Source organism: Azospirillum agricola (assembly GCF_017876095.1).
In the GTDB taxonomy this organism is placed as follows: Bacteria; Pseudomonadota; Alphaproteobacteria; order Azospirillales; family Azospirillaceae; genus Azospirillum; species Azospirillum agricola.
In genome coordinates this window covers 1-14,200 of record NZ_JAGINM010000048.1, presented here as the reverse complement: position 1 = coordinate 14,200, position 14,200 = coordinate 1, and the positions used below count along the sequence as shown (strand labels likewise).

The window sequence follows — 14,200 nt, the reverse complement described above, 5'->3', positions numbered from 1 at the left end:
CTTCGATTTGCTGCGCCATCGTGTCCTCGAAGCTGCCTGAATGGCCTCGCTCGAGTTGGTTCTCTGCACCGGGAATGCGGATGGGCCCTCACCCGCTCACTCGCCGACTTCGCCCGCATCGTCGAGATCCTCGATGCCCGCGGCGCCTCCTTCGTCTCGGTGACCCAGCACTTCAACACCACCTCCTCGATGGGGAGGCTCACGCTGAACGTGCTGCTCTCCTTCGCCCAGTTCGAGCGCGAGGTCACCGGCGAGCGCATCCGCGACAAGTTCGCCGCCTCGCGCCGCAAGGGCTTGTGGATGGGCGGCAACCCGCCGCTCGGCTACGATGTGGCGGACCGCAAGCTGGTGGTCAACGAGGAGGAGGCCGAACGGGTCCGCGCCATCTTCGAGCGCTACGCCGAGCTGGGCTCGGTGAAGCTCCTGACCGCCGACCTCCAGGAGCGGGTCGTGGCCAGCAAGCGCTGGACCACCCAGGGCGGGGCAACCCGCGGCGGCGTCATCTTCAGCCGGGGCGCCCTGTACAAGCTGCTGAACAACCGGGTCTACCGCGGCGAGGCCATGCACAAGGGCATCGCCTATCCCGGCGAGCACGCGGCCATCGTACCGGAAGCGCTGTGGGAACGGGCACAGGCGGTGATGGAGACGAACCGGGTGGAGCGCGCGACGGCCGAGCGGGCGACGGCGCCCTCGCCGCTGGCCGGGCTGCTGTTCGACGACCGCGGCAACCCGATGAGCCCATCGCATGCCAGCAGGAGGGGCCGGCGCTACCGCTACTATGTCAGCCAGGCAGTGTTGAACCATCGCCCGGAGGCCGCCGGATCGCTGACCCGGGTTCCGGCGCAGGCGGTGGAGGAGCTCGTGCTCGACCGGGTGTCGGCGCTGCTGACCGCCGCCGAGCAGCGGCGCTGGACGGCGGCGGCTCCAGTGGAACGGGCCGAACGACTCGCCGCCCTGCTGCAGCGGGTCGAGCTTGGAAGCGACCGGGTGCGGCTCACGGTGCGGCGCCTGGACGGGGTAGAGGCGCGGGCCGCGGCCCGGATCACGTCGCCGCACGACCGTGTCGTCGAGAGCGGCGACACGCTGGTGCTGGAGGTGGCGGCGCGGCTGAAGACCTGGGGCGGGGAGCGGGTGATCGTCGGGCCGGACGGGCGGGAGCTCCGTGAGCAGCCGCAGGTCGACGACACGCTGATGAAGGCGCTGGCACGGGCCCACCGATGGTGCCGGCAGCTGGCCTCGGGCGAGGTCGCCTCGGTGGCGGCGCTGGCGGAGACGGCCGGCTGCACGCCGGCCTATGTGACCCAGTTGCTGTCGCTGGCCTTCCTGGCCCCGGACATCGTGGAGATGATCCTGCGCGGCGCCCAGCCGAAGCGGCTGACGCTGGCGGCCCTGCTGGCCGCGAAGCTTCCTCTCTCGTGGCGGGAGCAGCGCCGGGTTCTGGGTCTGTCGGCGGCCCAGTAACGTTTGGCCCCGGAAACCAAAGTCTTTGGCGGACCGCCGGAGAAACGGCCAATTTCGGGGGCCTAAAGGGGGCTGTTTCCCGCTCCGGAACAGTGGCCGGAAACACGAAGAGCGCCGACAAGTCACCGTATTCACGGTGCTCTTCGGCGCTGGTGTCGATCAGAGCGAATTTGCACTGAGTTGGTGGCGGAGGGAGAGGGATTCGAACCCTCGATACGCTTTTGACGTATACACACTTTCCAGGCGTGCGCCTTCAACCACTCGGCCACCCCTCCCCGGAGGACGGCGTTATAGCCACCCCGGACGCGCCATGCAAGCCTCCGATCATCGGATCACTCAATTTTTTGCGATCCGTCCGCTCAGCCGATCTCGCGCACCAGATCGCCGACGGTGCGGCACAGCAGGGCGAGGTCCTGCGGGCGCGACAGACGGTGGTCGCCGTCCTTCACCAAGGTCACCCGCACGTCGTCGCCCGTCAGTGTCTCGGCCAGCCTCAGGCTGACCTGCCAGGGCACGTCGGGGTCGCGCTGGCCGTGCAGCAGGCGCACCGGGCCGGTGAAGGCGATGGGACCGCGCAGCAGCAGGTGATTGCGGCCGTCCTCGATCAGGGCGCGGGTGATCGGCTGCGGTTCCGGGCCGTACTCCGACGGGCGGTTCCACACGCCCTCCTCCGTGATGGCGCGGCGGACCTCCGCGTCGAACAGGTCCCACATCAGATCCTCGGTGAAGTCGGGGGCCGGCGCGATGCCGACCAGTCCGGCCACCCGTTCGGGCCGGCGCAGCGCGGTCAGCAGCATCGTCCAGCCGCCCATCGACGATCCCACCAGGATCTGCGGGCCGGAGGTCACGGCATCCAGAACGGCCAGCGCGTCGTCGGCCCACAGGCCGATCGTCCCGTCGGCGAAACGGCCGCTGGAGGCGCCGTGCCCCTGATAGTCGAAGCGGGTGAAGGACAGCCCCTCCGACACCGCCCAGGCCTCCAGCGCCGTCGCCTTGCTGCCGGTCATGTCCGACATGAAGCCGCCGAGGAACATCACGCCTGGCTTGCCGGCGCCCGCAGGCGCGGCCGGGGTGTGATGATAGGCTATGGTCGCCGCACCGCGCGTTAGGCTATGGTGCGCGCCGCCGGCGGCGGCTGCGGTTTCGCTCATATGGTCACCTATGGACGGACTGGCTTGGACGCGCCGGGCGGTCCCATCCGAACAGCCGGCGCCATGAATCCCGACCCCCACCTTACCATCGACGACACCGCGCGCAACGCCGCCGCCGCCTCCAATCCGGCCGGCCGCTGGCCGGGCGGGCGGGCGCCGACCGTGCTCCAGGTGGTGCCGACCCTCGTCACCGGCGGGGCGGAGCGCGGCTGCATCGACATGGCGCTGGCGCTCGCCGAGGCCGGCGGCACGCCGCTGGTCGCCTCGCAGGGCGGGCCGATGGTCCGTGAACTGGACCGCGCCGGCATCGCGCACCTGACGCTGCCGCTGGCCTCCAAGAACCCGCTGACCATCCGCAAGAACGCCCGCAAGCTGGCGCGGATCATCCGCGAGCGGCGGGTCGACATCGTCCACGCCCGATCCCGCGCGCCGGCCTGGAGCGCCTGGCTGGCCTGCCGGGAGACCGGCGCGCGCTACATGACCACCTTCCACGCCCCCTACAATTTCGGCAACGGGCTGAAGCGCTGGTACAATTCGGTGATGGCGCGGGGCGAGCGGGTCATCGCCATCTCCGACTTCATCCGCCGCCACATCCTGGACAGCTACGACGTCGACCCCGCCCGCATCCGCACCATCCATCGCGGCATCGACCGCTCGGTCTTCGCGCCGGATCGTGTCGGCTCGGCCCGGCTGGTCCAACTCGCCCGGCAGTGGCGGCTGCCCGACGACCGGCCGGTGATCCTGCTGCCCGGCCGGCTGACCCGCTGGAAGGGCCAGACGGTGATGGTCGAGGCGCTGGAGAAGCTGGGCCGCAAGGACGTGGTCTGTCTCCTGGTCGGCTCCGACCAGGGCCGTTCCGCCTACCGGCAGGAGCTGGAGGCGCGGGTCGAGCGCGCCGGGCTCGGCGGCGTCGTGGTGATGACCGACCATTGCAGCGACATGGCGGCGGCCTATCTGTTGTCCACCGTGGTCGTCTCCGCCTCGCGCGAGCCGGAGGCGTTCGGCCGGGTGATCGTCGAGGCGCAGGCGATGGGCAAGCCGGTGATCGTCTCGGCCATCGGCGCCTACCAGGAGACCGTCGTGCCCGGCGAGACCGCCTGGGTCGTGCCGCCCGCCGACCCGGACGCGCTGGCCCACGCGCTCCGCGAGGCGCTGTCGCTGTCTCCCGAGCAGCGCGAGGCGATCGGCGCCCGCGCCATGGCCTTCGTCGCCGACCGCTACACCAAGGAGCGCATGTGCGCCGACACGCTCGGCGTCTACGCCGAGTTGATGGCGGAGCGCTGAGCCCTCGTTTCCGGCCCTCGCCCCTCCCAATCATCCCCCTCGCATCACCGCGGACATCATGGCCGACATCCAACAGCTTCCCGGCATCGCCTCCGTCATCGACCGCTACGACGGGTTCATCCTCGATCTGTGGGGGGTCCTGCACGATGGCGAGCGTGCCTATCCCGGCGTGCCCGACTGCCTCGACCGCATGAAGGCGGCCGGCAAGACGATCTGCCTGCTGTCCAACGCGCCGCGCCGCACCGCCGGGGTGATCGCCAAGCTGGACGGCATGGGGCTGGGGCGCGACCGCTACCACCACGTCATGACCTCGGGCGAGGCGGCCTACGAGGCGCTGCGCGACCGCGACGATCCCTGGCACGCGGCGCTCGGCCGGCGGCTCTACCACATCGGGCCGGAGCGCGACACCGACGTGTTCGAGGGGCTCGGCTACAGCGTCGCGGCGACGCCGGACGAGGCCGACTTCGTCATGAACACCGGCATCGTCGTCTTCGGCGAGACGCTGGCGGACTACCAGCCGCAGCTCGACGCCTGCCGGCACGCCAACCTGCCGATGATCTGCGCCAACCCGGACCTGATCGTCATGGTCGGCCCGCAGATGGTCATCTGCGCCGGGACGCTGGCGGCGCGCTACGAGGCGATGGGCGGCGATGTGCGCCAGCACGGCAAGCCGCACGCCCCGGTCTACGACCGCTGCCTCAAGCTGATGGGGCTGGGCGACAAGAGCCGCATCCTGGCGGTCGGCGACAGCCTGCGCACCGACGTGGCCGGCGCCAACGCCGCCGGGCTGGACGTGGCGCTGGTCACCGCCGGCATCCACCAGGAGGAGCTGGGCGGGGCCGCCTGGGGCGAGGCCGTCGATCCGGTGAACCTGCGGGCCATCGCCGACGCCTCCGGGCATGTGCCGACCTACGCGATTCCCAGCCTGCGCTGGTGACGGGCGGTGCCTTGGCCGGCGGTCCGGAGAGCGGGAAAGGCGTAATGCCGCAGCGCGGCGTGGGATGCTGCGCCGCAGCTTGATCCGGGCGCCGGGCTGGCGCAGGGTGTCGCGCACTGCAACCCTCTGCGGAGAGCGTCCCGTGACCGCCACGTTCGAACCCCGTGATCCCGATTGGAAGGCGCGCTGCCTCGCATCCTTCGAGCGGCAGCCGATCTGCCGGACGCTCGGAATCGAGCTGACGGCGGTCGAGCCCGGCTTCTGCGAGATGCGGATGCCGTTCCGCGAGGAACTGACGCAGCAGCACGGCTATTTCCACGCCGGCATGGTGTCCACGCTGGCCGACAACGCCGGGGGCTACGCCGCCGCCACGCTGATGCCGGCCGGGTCCGATGTGCTGGCGGTGGAGTTCAAGATCAACCTGATGTCGCCGGCCAAGGGCGACGTGATGATCGCCCGCGCCCGCGTGGTGAAGCCGGGCCGCACCCTGGTGATCACCCAGGTCGAGGTGTCCATGCTCGAGGGCGGCGTGGAGAAGGATTGCGCCCTGATGCAGCAGACGGCCTACTGTCAGATGCCGCGCTGAGCGGCCCGAACGCGCGCGCGAGAATCCATGCGAGGGAAGGGATCCATCATGCCGACCGTCCGTCTGTCCGTTGCCGGGTTTGTTGTTGCCGCTGCCGCCGTCTGTGCCGTCGCCGCGCCGGCCCAGGCGAAGGAGCCGCCGGCCTGCGCCGCCATCTCCTTCCGCGCCATCGTCCCCGGCGGGCCGGACGGCGAGCAGGACGCCGGGCTCTACAAGTCCCGCTTCGGCAAGATCGAGATCAAGGCCGACGTCAAGGGCGGGGAGGGCACCAACTACGTCATGGTGCTGAACGGCAAGAGGATCGAGGGGCCGGCCAACCCGCCCAAGCTCTCCGAATCCTGCCTGAAGTCCAAGCACGTCGCGCTGCCCTTCGCCAGGCAGCCGGCCGGGAGCTGCACCGGCAGCCGGTTCCGCGTCGTCATCGACCGCTCCGGCGGCAAGGCGGTCGCCGCCTTCTTCGGGCTGAAGGGCGACGACTGGGCCTATTGCAGCGCCACCACCCTCTGACGGCACCACCCCCTGACGGCTGTGCTCCGGATGGCCGCGCCGGCCATCCGGAGCACGCGCCGTGACCGCCGGCCCCTTTACAGCGCCAGGCCGCGAATGCCGTCGCGCAGGGTCTGCCGGGCGGCCTCGGCCTCGGCGCGGGCGGCGGTCAGGTCGCGCGCCAGCGCGTCCAGCCGGGTCTCGGCCTCGCCCATCTTGGCGAGCGTCCGCTTGTGCAGATCGCTGCCGGGCGGCAAGGCGGTCAGGTTCTCGCGCAGGCGCTCCTGCTCCTTGATCCGCTCGGCCTGCTCGCGCTCGACGTCGGCGATGCGGCGCTCCTTCCCGGCGACGGCGGAGCGCAGGGCGGCGAGTCTGGCGAGGGCGTCGCGCAGGGCTTGCGGCAGTTCGGTGGCGGCGGCCTGGACGGCGAGCTGGTCGGCGGTCAGGTCGGACAGGGCGATGCGCTCGGCGCGCGGGCGCTCCAGCGCCGCCGTCAGCGTCACCGTCTTTCCGGCCGGAACCGCCAGGGGCAGCCGGTAGGCGCTGGCGGTGGCGTCGGTTCCGGCCCCAGTCCCGGCCCCAGTCCCGGCCCCAGACCCGGCCCCAGTCCCGGCCCCAGACCCGGCCCCAGTCCCTGCATTGCCCGCGGCCGGTTCGGCCAGCTCCCAGCCGGGTCGGCGCGGGTGCTCGATCACCAGCGCGCGGTCGCCGTCGGCGGCTCCCGCCACCGTGTAGGTGGTGGTCTGCCGATCGACGACGGAGAGGGTCAGCACCCCGTCCGCGACGCTGGCGCGGGCGATGCGGCGGCTCGGCTGTTCGGCGCGGTCGACGGTGACGGCCTGATCGACGGCGAAGGAGAGCAGCCGGCTTTCCCCGGCCGGCAGGGTCGCCATGCGGGCGTCGCCGACATAGGCGGGGGCGCCCTCCACCGTCTCGTAGAAGGTCAGCAGGCCGGGCGGCAGCGCCGAACCCGAATCGTTGCGCAGCCGCAGGGACGCCAGCGGGTGGCGCGGCTGGGTGCCCGGCTGGTAGAGCGCGACGCGCTCGGCCGGCAGGGCGCGGGCGGCGATCGGCATCATCAGCGTGCCGCCGTTGGGAACGGTGACCGGCTGCGGGTAGCGGAACAGGACCTGCGCGCTTTCCGCCGCGCTGGCCTCGGCGCTTTGCAGCGCGGCGGGCGGCGGCGGGGCGTAGGGGGCGGCCTTCGCCAGCGCCCCGGCCGCCATCGGGGCCGCCATCGGCGCGGGTGCGGCCATCGCGCGCGGCGCGGCGGGCTCGGCCTGGCTCTCCTGGAGGCGGGCGGCGCGCTGGTGGTCGAGCGTGACCGCCCCCTCGTCGGCGGTCGGCAGCACGCGGCCCAGCACCTCGACCGGCACCTCCGGGCGCTCGACGAAATAGGGGGTGTAGAGCGCCTGGCGCAGCGTCACCGGGTTGCCCGACACCACGGTCAGCTCGACGTCGCGCCAGTCCTCGCCGCTCAGATTCTCCAGCACCGCCCAGCCTTGCAGGGCGCCGGTGGCGCCGCCCCTGGCCGGGGCGCTCAGCCGGTAGGTCGCCTTCCACAGCGGCGTCGCGGCGACGTAGGCGACGCGCACCACGCGCTCGCCGGCGGCGTCGCCGGCCGAGCTGCGCACGGTCAGCCGCCGCCGCTCGCGCCGCCCGTCGTCGGCGACCGCCGCCAGCGCGGCGTCGAGCTGCGCCTGCACGCGCGGATCGGTGAAGCGCAGCGCGTCGGAATCCTCCAGAACCAGTTGACGCAACCCGCCGGCGGTCATCAGGCTGACGCGGTGGCGGGTCGTCGCGCCGCCGCCGTTCGGCAGCTGCACCGTCTCCTCGGTCACCGACAGCAGGCGCCCGGTCAGTTCCCGCGCGCCGCCGGTGGTGACCTCCGCGCCCTTCAGAGCGTTCAGCAGGGCGGCGGGGGAGGCAAGATCGCCGGGGGAGAAGGGCAGCTCGCGGAAGGCGGTGTCCAGCGGCTCGGCTCCCGGCAGCCCGATGGTGCCGACTCCGCCGCGCTCGTCATAGACGACGACGCTCTTCAGCACGTCGTCCATCTGGTCGCGCCGCACCTCCAGCGACAGGGTGGCGTCGCCGGTCACCCGCGCCTCGTATTCGAAATAGCCGACCCCGCCGGTCGACAGCAGCACCCGCTTCAGCACCAGGGCCTGGTCGGCCAGGGCCGGTGCGCTGACCAGCAGCAGGGCGGTGGAGGCGAGCAGGGCGGCGCGGATCATGATGTGTCTCCGTTCTGTTGAACCGTTCCCCGATCGATACGCCGGGATTGGGGCGGGATTGGGGAGGACGGCGCCGGCCGGGAGACCAGGACGCCTCCATCGAACGGATTACTCCTTTCGGGCGGGCTTGCGGGCCGGTTCGGTATCCCCGAACGAAAGGGGGGGCTTTTCCGCCGAATTCCTCCCAATTTCGGCTTATGCGATTGTCTTGCCCCGCCTGCTCCTAATCTATCCGAACGGAGCCGGTTGGGTGCGGTGCGGCATGGAAGAGGGAGCGCTCGGCGAGCTTTTCCATCCACACGCCCCTGGCGCGATCACTTGCGGAGCGTGCTTCAGAATGACTGCGTTTTACAATCTTCCCATCGCGCGGAAGCTGCTTCTCGCCTTCGCCGCGCTCATCGCGATCATCGCCATCGTCAGCGGCGTCACGGTGCAGACCCTGACCACCATCCGGGCCGGCGACCACGCGACGATCCACAGCCACGCGGTGATCGAGGCCGGGCGCAACACGCTGGCCGCCATGGTCGACCAGGAAACCGGCCTGCGCGGCTATCTGATTTCCGGCGACAAGAGCTTTCTCGGCCCCTTCACCCGCGGCCAGGAGCGTTTCGCCCGCAGCTTCGACGAGGTGAGGCGCCTGACCGCCGACAACCCGGAGCAGCAGCGCCGCCTCGACGAGATCAAGAGCCACGCCGATTCCTGGCGCGTCCGCGTCGCCGAGGAGGAGATCGCGCTGATGGAGCGGCCCGAGACCCGAGCCGCGGCCGGCGAGATGGAGGCCAAGGGGGCCGGCAAGGAGGCGATGGACAACATCCGCCGTCTGGTCGCCGAGTTCCAGCGGGCCGAGGCCGTCACGCTGGAGCGGCGCAGCGCCGCGCAGGAGGCCGCCTTCGCCACGGGCTATTGGGTGGTCGCCATCGGCGCCGTTCTGTCGGTGCTGGTCGCGCTCGGCGCCGGACTGCTGCTGTCCCGCTCCATCGCCGCGCCGATCCGCGCGATGACCGACTGCATGAAGCGGCTGGCCGGCGGCGACCACGCCGTGACGATCCCCGGCCTGGGGCGGCGCGACGAGGTCGGCTCGATGGCCGAAGCCGTCGAGTTCTTCAAGCGCAACGCCATCGAGGCCGACCGGCTGGCCGAACTCCAGCGCGCCGAGGACGCGGCCAAGGCCGAGCGCGCCCGCCGTCTCGACGCGATCGTCGCCGCCTTCGAGGGCAAGATCACCGGGGTCGTCCGCAATCTGGCCGGCGCCGCGCGGGAGGTGCAGTCCGCGTCCGGATCGCTGAACGCGACGGCCGACATGACCAGCCGCCAGAGCACCGCCGTGGCGTCCGCCTCCGAACAGGCGTCGGCCAACGTCCAGACGGTGGCGGCGGCGGCCGAGGAACTGGCGGCCTCCGTCGTCGAGATCGGCCATCAGGTGCAGCAGTCGACCCGCATCGCCGAACAGGCGGTCGCCGCCGCCGGGCGGGCGGGCGGCACGGTGCGCGGCTTGTCCGACGCCGCCAACCGCATCGGCGAGGTCGTCGACCTCATCAACTCCATCGCCGGCCAGACCAACCTGCTGGCGTTGAACGCGACGATCGAGGCGGCGCGTGCCGGGGAGGCCGGCAAGGGCTTCGCCGTGGTCGCCAGCGAGGTGAAGAGCCTCGCCAACCAGACCGCCAAGGCCACCGACGACATCTCCGCCCAGATCGCCTCGGTCCAGGGCGCCACGAAGGAGGCGGTGGCGGCCATCGTCGAGATCGATCGGGTGATCACCGAGATGAGCGAGATCGCCGCCGCCATCGCCTCGGCGGTCGAGGAGCAAGGGGCCGCGACCGCCGAGATCTCCCGCAACGTGCAGGAGGCGGCGCGCGGCACCCAGGAGGTCAACAGCACGATCTCCGATGTCACCCGCGCGGCGGTGGAGACGGGCGGCGCCGCCTCGCAGCTCCGGCAGACGGCCGACGCCCTGGGTGGTGAATCGAACCGGCTGAACCAGGAGGTCGACGGTTTCCTGGCGGAGGTGAAGGCGGCGTGAGCCTGCGCGGGGTTCTCCAAGCCATTGCCATGCCCCCGGTGCCTGGAGGAGCCCATGATGCATGAATGGCCGGATCCGGTCCGGCCGCGATGACAGGCAAAGGGCGGTGGAGGACCGGAAAATTCCCGCCGGCTTCCGGCCTAACGGTCCCGATCCGGAATCCAGCGCCCCATCATCTCGCGCCACAGGCTGGGCGGATGCGGGGCAGGGGCAGGGGCGATGGCCGGGCGGGCGGCGTGGTGGGACGGTCCCGCCGGCCGGTGGTGGACGCAGCGTTCCTGCACCGGCCGGCGTCCGCCGTCGGCGGCGCGGTGGCAGCGGTCCGGCCTTGCGGCTTCGCAGGGCGCGCGGCGGGGCAGGGGAAGCGGGTTGGGCATGGTGGCCGGCGGGTCAGCCGCTGCGGCCGACCGAGCGGGCCGAGTCGAGATGGCGGCGGGCCTCGCCCAGCAACAGACGGTGCTGCGCCAGCGTTTCCCTCATCGATCCGTGATGGCCGTAGACCCGGACCTCGTTCAGCAGACGGTCGGCCCGGTCGAGCAGCGCCAGTCGTTCCAGGCAGTGATCGATGTTCGACATGACTCCCGCGCCTCTCCTGTTGACGGAAGACCGGGGACCGGCCCGTACGGCCGGTCTTCCGATCCGGTGTGGGAATTTAAGCCGTCACGCATGTCCGGTTCATGTCAGGGAAAGGATTTTTTGGTTTCGTCGGCGGGTCGGATGGTTTCAGACGATTCACGCGGGAACCCGCCGGAGGCCCGCTGTTACCGGGTTGTAACGCATTGCGTGCCGCTCGCGCGTGGGCTAAGAAGGAAGCGGGAGGTATCAGGCATGCACATTCTCGCGGTCGATGATGACGAGCCGGTACGGGAGCTGTTGGCGTCCTATCTGACGGCCGAAGGCTACCGCGTCACCACGGCGCCCGACACGGCCGCGGCCAAGCAGGCGCTGGACGGCGATGCCATCGATCTCGTGGTGTGCGACCTGCGGTTGCCGGACGGCGACGGGCTCGGCCTCGTCCGCCAGATCCGCACCGAATCCCAGATTCCCGTCATCATCCTCTCCTCCAAGGATCAGGACGTGGACCGCATCGTCGGGCTCGAGCTGGGCGCCGACGATTATCTGACCAAGCCCTTCAACCCGCGCGAGCTTCTGGCCCGCATCAAGGCGGTGCTGCGCCGAGTCTCCGGCGAGGGGCGTCCGCCGCGCAGCGCCGACGACCTGCGCGCGGTGGTGCAGTTCGCCAACTGGGAGCTCGACCTCACCGCCCAGCGTCTGCGCGGACAGGAGGGGCGCGAGGTCGAACTGACCAAGGCCGAGTTCGGCCTGCTCGCCGCCTTCGTCAAGCGGCCTCAGCGGGTGCTGACCCGTGACCAGCTCCTCGACCTGACCCGCGCCGACGGGGCCGAGGTGTTCGACCGCTCGATCGACGTGCTGATTTTGCGCCTGCGCCGCAAGATCGAGGCGAATCCGAAGGAGCCGCGGATCATCAAAACCGAACGCGGCGCCGGCTACGTCTTCGACGCGAAGGTGCGGGCGATCTGAGGACGGGCCAAAGACACGGATGCAGGTTTCGCCCGCGCACGGATGAACGTGGGGAAAAGGCCATCCGCGTCCTTGTTCCGCCATTGTTCCAGTGCCTTTCCGGCCCTTGCCCCGTGCCCGCGCTGGACGCCCCTCCGCCGTCGCGCTAGCCTTTCCGGAAAACCAACCGGGAGGATGTGCGCGTGCCGGATCCGATCGATTTCTATTTCGACTTCGCGTCGCCCTACGGCTATTTCGCCAGTCTGCGCATCGACGCGCTGGCTGCGGCGCATGGCCGCACCGTCACCTGGCGTCCGATCCTGCTGGGCGCCATCTTCAAGGTGACGGGAATGAAACCGAATCTCGAGCAGCCCTTGCGCGGCGAGTACCTGACGCTCGACGCCGGGCGGATCGCGCGGCTGACCGGCGCGCCCTTCACCTTCCCGGATTCCGCCCCGGTCAACGGGGTCGCCGCCTCGCGCGCCTTCTACTGGCTGACCGACGACCATCCCGAGCAGGCCAAGCTGCTGGCCCGCGCGCTCTATCACGCGCATTTCGCGGAGGGCCGCGACATCGGCCCGGCCGACACGGTGGCGGAGATCGCGGCGCGGACTCTCGGCGGTCTGGGCATCGACCGCGCCGCCGTGTCGGCCGCGTTGCAGGACCAGGCCGTGAAGGACCGGCTGCGCGCCGAGACCGACGAGGCGGTGGAGCGCGGCGTTTTCGGCTCCCCCTTCGTCATCGTCGACGAGGAGCCCTTCTGGGGATGGGACCGGCTCGACATGGTCGAGCGCTGGCTCGCCACCGGCGGTTGGTGAGGCGCCTGGCACCGACCCATGGATCGGTGTGACTCAGGGTGGCGTCGGTGACGACGCCTTCCGGCTCGGCAACCGGAGCGCTCCGGTGCCGAGCGCGATGCCGGCCAGCACGCACGCCAGCCCGGCGGCGTGACCGGCGGTGAAGTCCTCACCGAGAAACAGCACGGCCGCCAGAACTCCGGCGGCCGGGATCATCCCGGTGAACAGGCCGGCCCGGTTGGCCGGAACATGGGCGATCCCGCGCATCCACAGCACCACCGCCATCAGCCCGCCGGTCAGCCCCGACGCGACGAACAGCAGCCAGATGCCCGCCGGCACGGCCGCCGGATCGAAGCCGCCGGCCGTGGCCCAGGCCGCCGGTCCGATCAGCGCGGCCGACAGGGCGTTGGCGAGAAAGGTCAGCGTCAGCGGCGCCACCCGGCCGCCGAGACGGCGGGCGAACACCCCGTAGAGCCCCTCCGACACCACCGCTCCGAAGACCAAGGCGTTGCCGGCGAGCGAATCGTTGGAAGACGCGGCGGCCTCCGCGCCGGAGTGCCCACCGGATTGCAGGTTCAGCGACAGGATGCCGAGCACCGCGAGCGCGATGGCCGCGAGGCTGCCGGCCCCGATCCGCTCGCGCAGGATCAGCGCCGCGCACAGGGCGGTCATCGCCGGAATCGTGCTGGTCAGAATGCCGGCGGCGACCGCGCTGGTTTCCCGCAACCCGTACAGCAGGAAGACGTTGAACAGCACCATCCCGAACAGGGCCAGCAAGGTCAGGCTGGTCCAATCCCGCCCTCCGCGCGGCCAACCGGTCCAGGCCCGCTGGCTCAACGCTCCCCCCAGCACCACCGGCGCCAGCAGGACGGCCACCATGACGAAGCGCAGCCACGCGGTCGTCAATGGCGGGACATGGGCGATCACCAGCTTGGACGCCGGGAGCGACAGCCCGACGAGGATCATGGACAGGGCAAGCTGGGCGTAGGCGGCACGCATGGAAACGCTCATGGATCGTCGATGGGCGGCGCGCACCCTTCACGCGCGCCGCGATTTCCGCAAGCGTCCGCTGCGACAGTCGGGCATGCCGAACGCGGGCATACCGCGCTATGGTGTCGCCGAATCCTTTTCATCATCCGTATCGATCATGCCCCTGCATCTCATCAAGCTCGCCGTCGGCATCCGTGACCTCGACCATCTGGCGGAGGTTCAGGACCGCCGCGCCACCGCCCATGACGGGCGCGCGCGGATTCCCGTCTACACCCGCCGTCTGCCCAAGCGCGGCGACGAGATCCTCGACGGCGGCTCGATCTATTGGGTCATCAAGGGCAGCGTCGCCGCCCGCCAGCGGGTGCTGGCCATCGACACCGGCACCGACGAGGAAGGGGAAAGCTACTGCACGCTGCAACTGGACGCGGATCGGGTTCCGACCGTTCCCACCGTCCACCGTCCTTTCCAGGGCTGGCGCTACCTCGCTCCGGATGCGGCACCGCGCGATCTGTCCGATGCCGGCGGGGGAGGGGGCGAGTTGCCGGCTCACCTCGCCGCCGAACTGCGTGCGCTCGGTCTTCTCTGACGCCTCGGATGCCGGTTTCACGGAAAGGACCAAAAAATGCGATGCAGCTGAAAAAAGGGGTTGCGCGTGTTTGGTGGGGGCGCCTATAACCCGCTCCACCGACGGGGCGGCGCTTCACGAAGCGGCGCGGCGGCGGAGAAAAAG

The 14,200-nt window shown here is 71.0% G+C and carries 14 protein-coding genes and 1 tRNA gene; 9 read left to right on the top strand and 6 right to left on the bottom strand.

The features are described from left to right. Window positions 1-1,461, top strand: a 1,461-nt coding sequence (locus tag J2847_RS33180) for a recombinase family protein (RefSeq protein WP_209782995.1), incomplete at its 5' end; no start/stop codon positions are given. Between the two features lie 184 nt (window positions 1,462-1,645). On the opposite strand, the gene J2847_RS33175 is transcribed toward J2847_RS33180, so the two are convergent. Both J2847_RS33175 and J2847_RS33170 read right to left on the bottom strand, forming a co-directional pair. Beyond that, a tRNA-Ser gene (locus J2847_RS33175) sits at window positions 1,646-1,736 on the bottom strand. Window positions 1,737-1,820: 84 nt separating this feature from the next. After that, the gene (locus tag J2847_RS33170) at window positions 1,821-2,612 is read right to left on the bottom strand and encodes an alpha/beta fold hydrolase (RefSeq protein WP_209782994.1); all 792 of its coding nucleotides are present in this window, start codon (window positions 2,610-2,612) and stop codon (window positions 1,821-1,823) included. 63 nt (window positions 2,613-2,675) lie between these two features. On the opposite strand from J2847_RS33170, the gene J2847_RS33165 reads away from it, so the two are divergent. The 4 genes from J2847_RS33165 to J2847_RS33150 all read left to right on the top strand — a co-directional run bounded on the left by J2847_RS33165 (window position 2,676) and on the right by J2847_RS33150 (window position 5,926). Continuing rightward, entirely contained in the window at window positions 2,676-3,896 is a 1,221-nt protein-coding gene (locus J2847_RS33165; protein ID WP_209782993.1) for a glycosyltransferase family 4 protein, read from the top strand. A 58-nt stretch (window positions 3,897-3,954) separates the two neighbouring features. Continuing rightward, window positions 3,955-4,833: a TIGR01459 family HAD-type hydrolase gene (locus tag J2847_RS33160; RefSeq protein ID WP_209782992.1), complete on the top strand. Its 879-nt coding sequence runs from the start codon at window positions 3,955-3,957 to the stop codon at window positions 4,831-4,833. A gap of 142 nt (window positions 4,834-4,975) precedes the next feature. Further along, window positions 4,976-5,419, top strand: a complete 444-nt coding sequence (locus J2847_RS33155) for a PaaI family thioesterase (protein WP_209782991.1) — start codon at window positions 4,976-4,978, stop codon at window positions 5,417-5,419. 48 nt (window positions 5,420-5,467) lie between these two features. Beyond that, complete coding sequence (locus tag J2847_RS33150) at window positions 5,468-5,926, top strand: hypothetical protein (RefSeq protein WP_233474961.1); 459 nt, start codon at window positions 5,468-5,470, stop codon at window positions 5,924-5,926. Between the two features lie 77 nt (window positions 5,927-6,003). On the opposite strand, the gene J2847_RS33145 is transcribed toward J2847_RS33150, so the two are convergent. Next, complete coding sequence (locus J2847_RS33145; protein ID WP_209782989.1) at window positions 6,004-8,139, bottom strand: DUF4139 domain-containing protein; 2,136 nt, start codon at window positions 8,137-8,139, stop codon at window positions 6,004-6,006. 337 nt (window positions 8,140-8,476) lie between these two features. On the opposite strand from J2847_RS33145, the gene J2847_RS33140 reads away from it, so the two are divergent. Beyond that, window positions 8,477-10,162: a CHASE3 domain-containing protein gene (locus tag J2847_RS33140; protein ID WP_209782988.1), complete on the top strand. Its 1,686-nt coding sequence runs from the start codon at window positions 8,477-8,479 to the stop codon at window positions 10,160-10,162. Between the two features lie 140 nt (window positions 10,163-10,302). On the opposite strand, the gene J2847_RS33135 is transcribed toward J2847_RS33140, so the two are convergent. After that, window positions 10,303-10,539, bottom strand: a complete 237-nt coding sequence (locus J2847_RS33135; protein WP_209782987.1) for a hypothetical protein — start codon at window positions 10,537-10,539, stop codon at window positions 10,303-10,305. Window positions 10,540-10,552: 13 nt separating this feature from the next. Continuing rightward, window positions 10,553-10,738, bottom strand: coding sequence for a hypothetical protein (locus J2847_RS33130; protein ID WP_085555913.1), 186 nt, complete (start codon window positions 10,736-10,738; stop codon window positions 10,553-10,555). Between the two features lie 252 nt (window positions 10,739-10,990). Here J2847_RS33130 and J2847_RS33125 point away from each other — a divergent pair, with 252 nt between their 5' ends. Both J2847_RS33125 and J2847_RS33120 read left to right on the top strand, forming a co-directional pair. Continuing rightward, on the top strand, window positions 10,991-11,704 hold the full coding sequence (locus J2847_RS33125) for a response regulator (RefSeq protein WP_085555914.1): 714 nt from the start codon (window positions 10,991-10,993) through the stop codon (window positions 11,702-11,704). Window positions 11,705-11,886: 182 nt separating this feature from the next. Next, complete coding sequence (locus tag J2847_RS33120) at window positions 11,887-12,501, top strand: 2-hydroxychromene-2-carboxylate isomerase (RefSeq protein ID WP_209782986.1); 615 nt, start codon at window positions 11,887-11,889, stop codon at window positions 12,499-12,501. A gap of 33 nt (window positions 12,502-12,534) precedes the next feature. On the opposite strand, the gene J2847_RS33115 is transcribed toward J2847_RS33120, so the two are convergent. Then, window positions 12,535-13,491, bottom strand: coding sequence for a DMT family transporter (locus J2847_RS33115; RefSeq protein WP_233474960.1), 957 nt, complete (start codon window positions 13,489-13,491; stop codon window positions 12,535-12,537). A gap of 136 nt (window positions 13,492-13,627) precedes the next feature. Here J2847_RS33115 and J2847_RS33110 point away from each other — a divergent pair, with 136 nt between their 5' ends. Next, on the top strand, window positions 13,628-14,056 hold the full coding sequence (locus J2847_RS33110; RefSeq protein ID WP_209782985.1) for a DUF1489 family protein: 429 nt from the start codon (window positions 13,628-13,630) through the stop codon (window positions 14,054-14,056). Window positions 14,057-14,200 lie beyond the last annotated feature (144 nt).

Excerpts from the sequence above, each read along its gene's own strand:
- J2847_RS33170 (WP_209782994.1), bottom strand. The coding sequence starts at position 2,612 with ATGAGCGAAACCGCAGCCGCCGCCGGCGGCGCGCACCATAGCCTAACG.
- J2847_RS33165 (WP_209782993.1), top strand. The coding sequence starts at position 2,676 with ATGAATCCCGACCCCCACCTTACCATCGACGACACCGCGCGCAACGCC.
- J2847_RS33160 (WP_209782992.1), top strand. The coding sequence starts at position 3,955 with ATGGCCGACATCCAACAGCTTCCCGGCATCGCCTCCGTCATCGACCGC.
- J2847_RS33150 (WP_233474961.1), top strand. The coding sequence starts at position 5,468 with ATGCCGACCGTCCGTCTGTCCGTTGCCGGGTTTGTTGTTGCCGCTGCC.
- J2847_RS33145 (WP_209782989.1), bottom strand. The coding sequence starts at position 8,139 with ATGATCCGCGCCGCCCTGCTCGCCTCCACCGCCCTGCTGCTGGTCAGC.
- J2847_RS33140 (WP_209782988.1), top strand. The coding sequence starts at position 8,477 with ATGACTGCGTTTTACAATCTTCCCATCGCGCGGAAGCTGCTTCTCGCC.
- J2847_RS33135 (WP_209782987.1), bottom strand. The coding sequence starts at position 10,539 with ATGCCCAACCCGCTTCCCCTGCCCCGCCGCGCGCCCTGCGAAGCCGCA.
- J2847_RS33130 (WP_085555913.1), bottom strand. The coding sequence starts at position 10,738 with ATGTCGAACATCGATCACTGCCTGGAACGACTGGCGCTGCTCGACCGG.
- J2847_RS33125 (WP_085555914.1), top strand. The coding sequence starts at position 10,991 with ATGCACATTCTCGCGGTCGATGATGACGAGCCGGTACGGGAGCTGTTG.
- J2847_RS33115 (WP_233474960.1), bottom strand. The coding sequence starts at position 13,491 with ATGAGCGTTTCCATGCGTGCCGCCTACGCCCAGCTTGCCCTGTCCATG.
- J2847_RS33110 (WP_209782985.1), top strand. The coding sequence starts at position 13,628 with ATGCCCCTGCATCTCATCAAGCTCGCCGTCGGCATCCGTGACCTCGAC.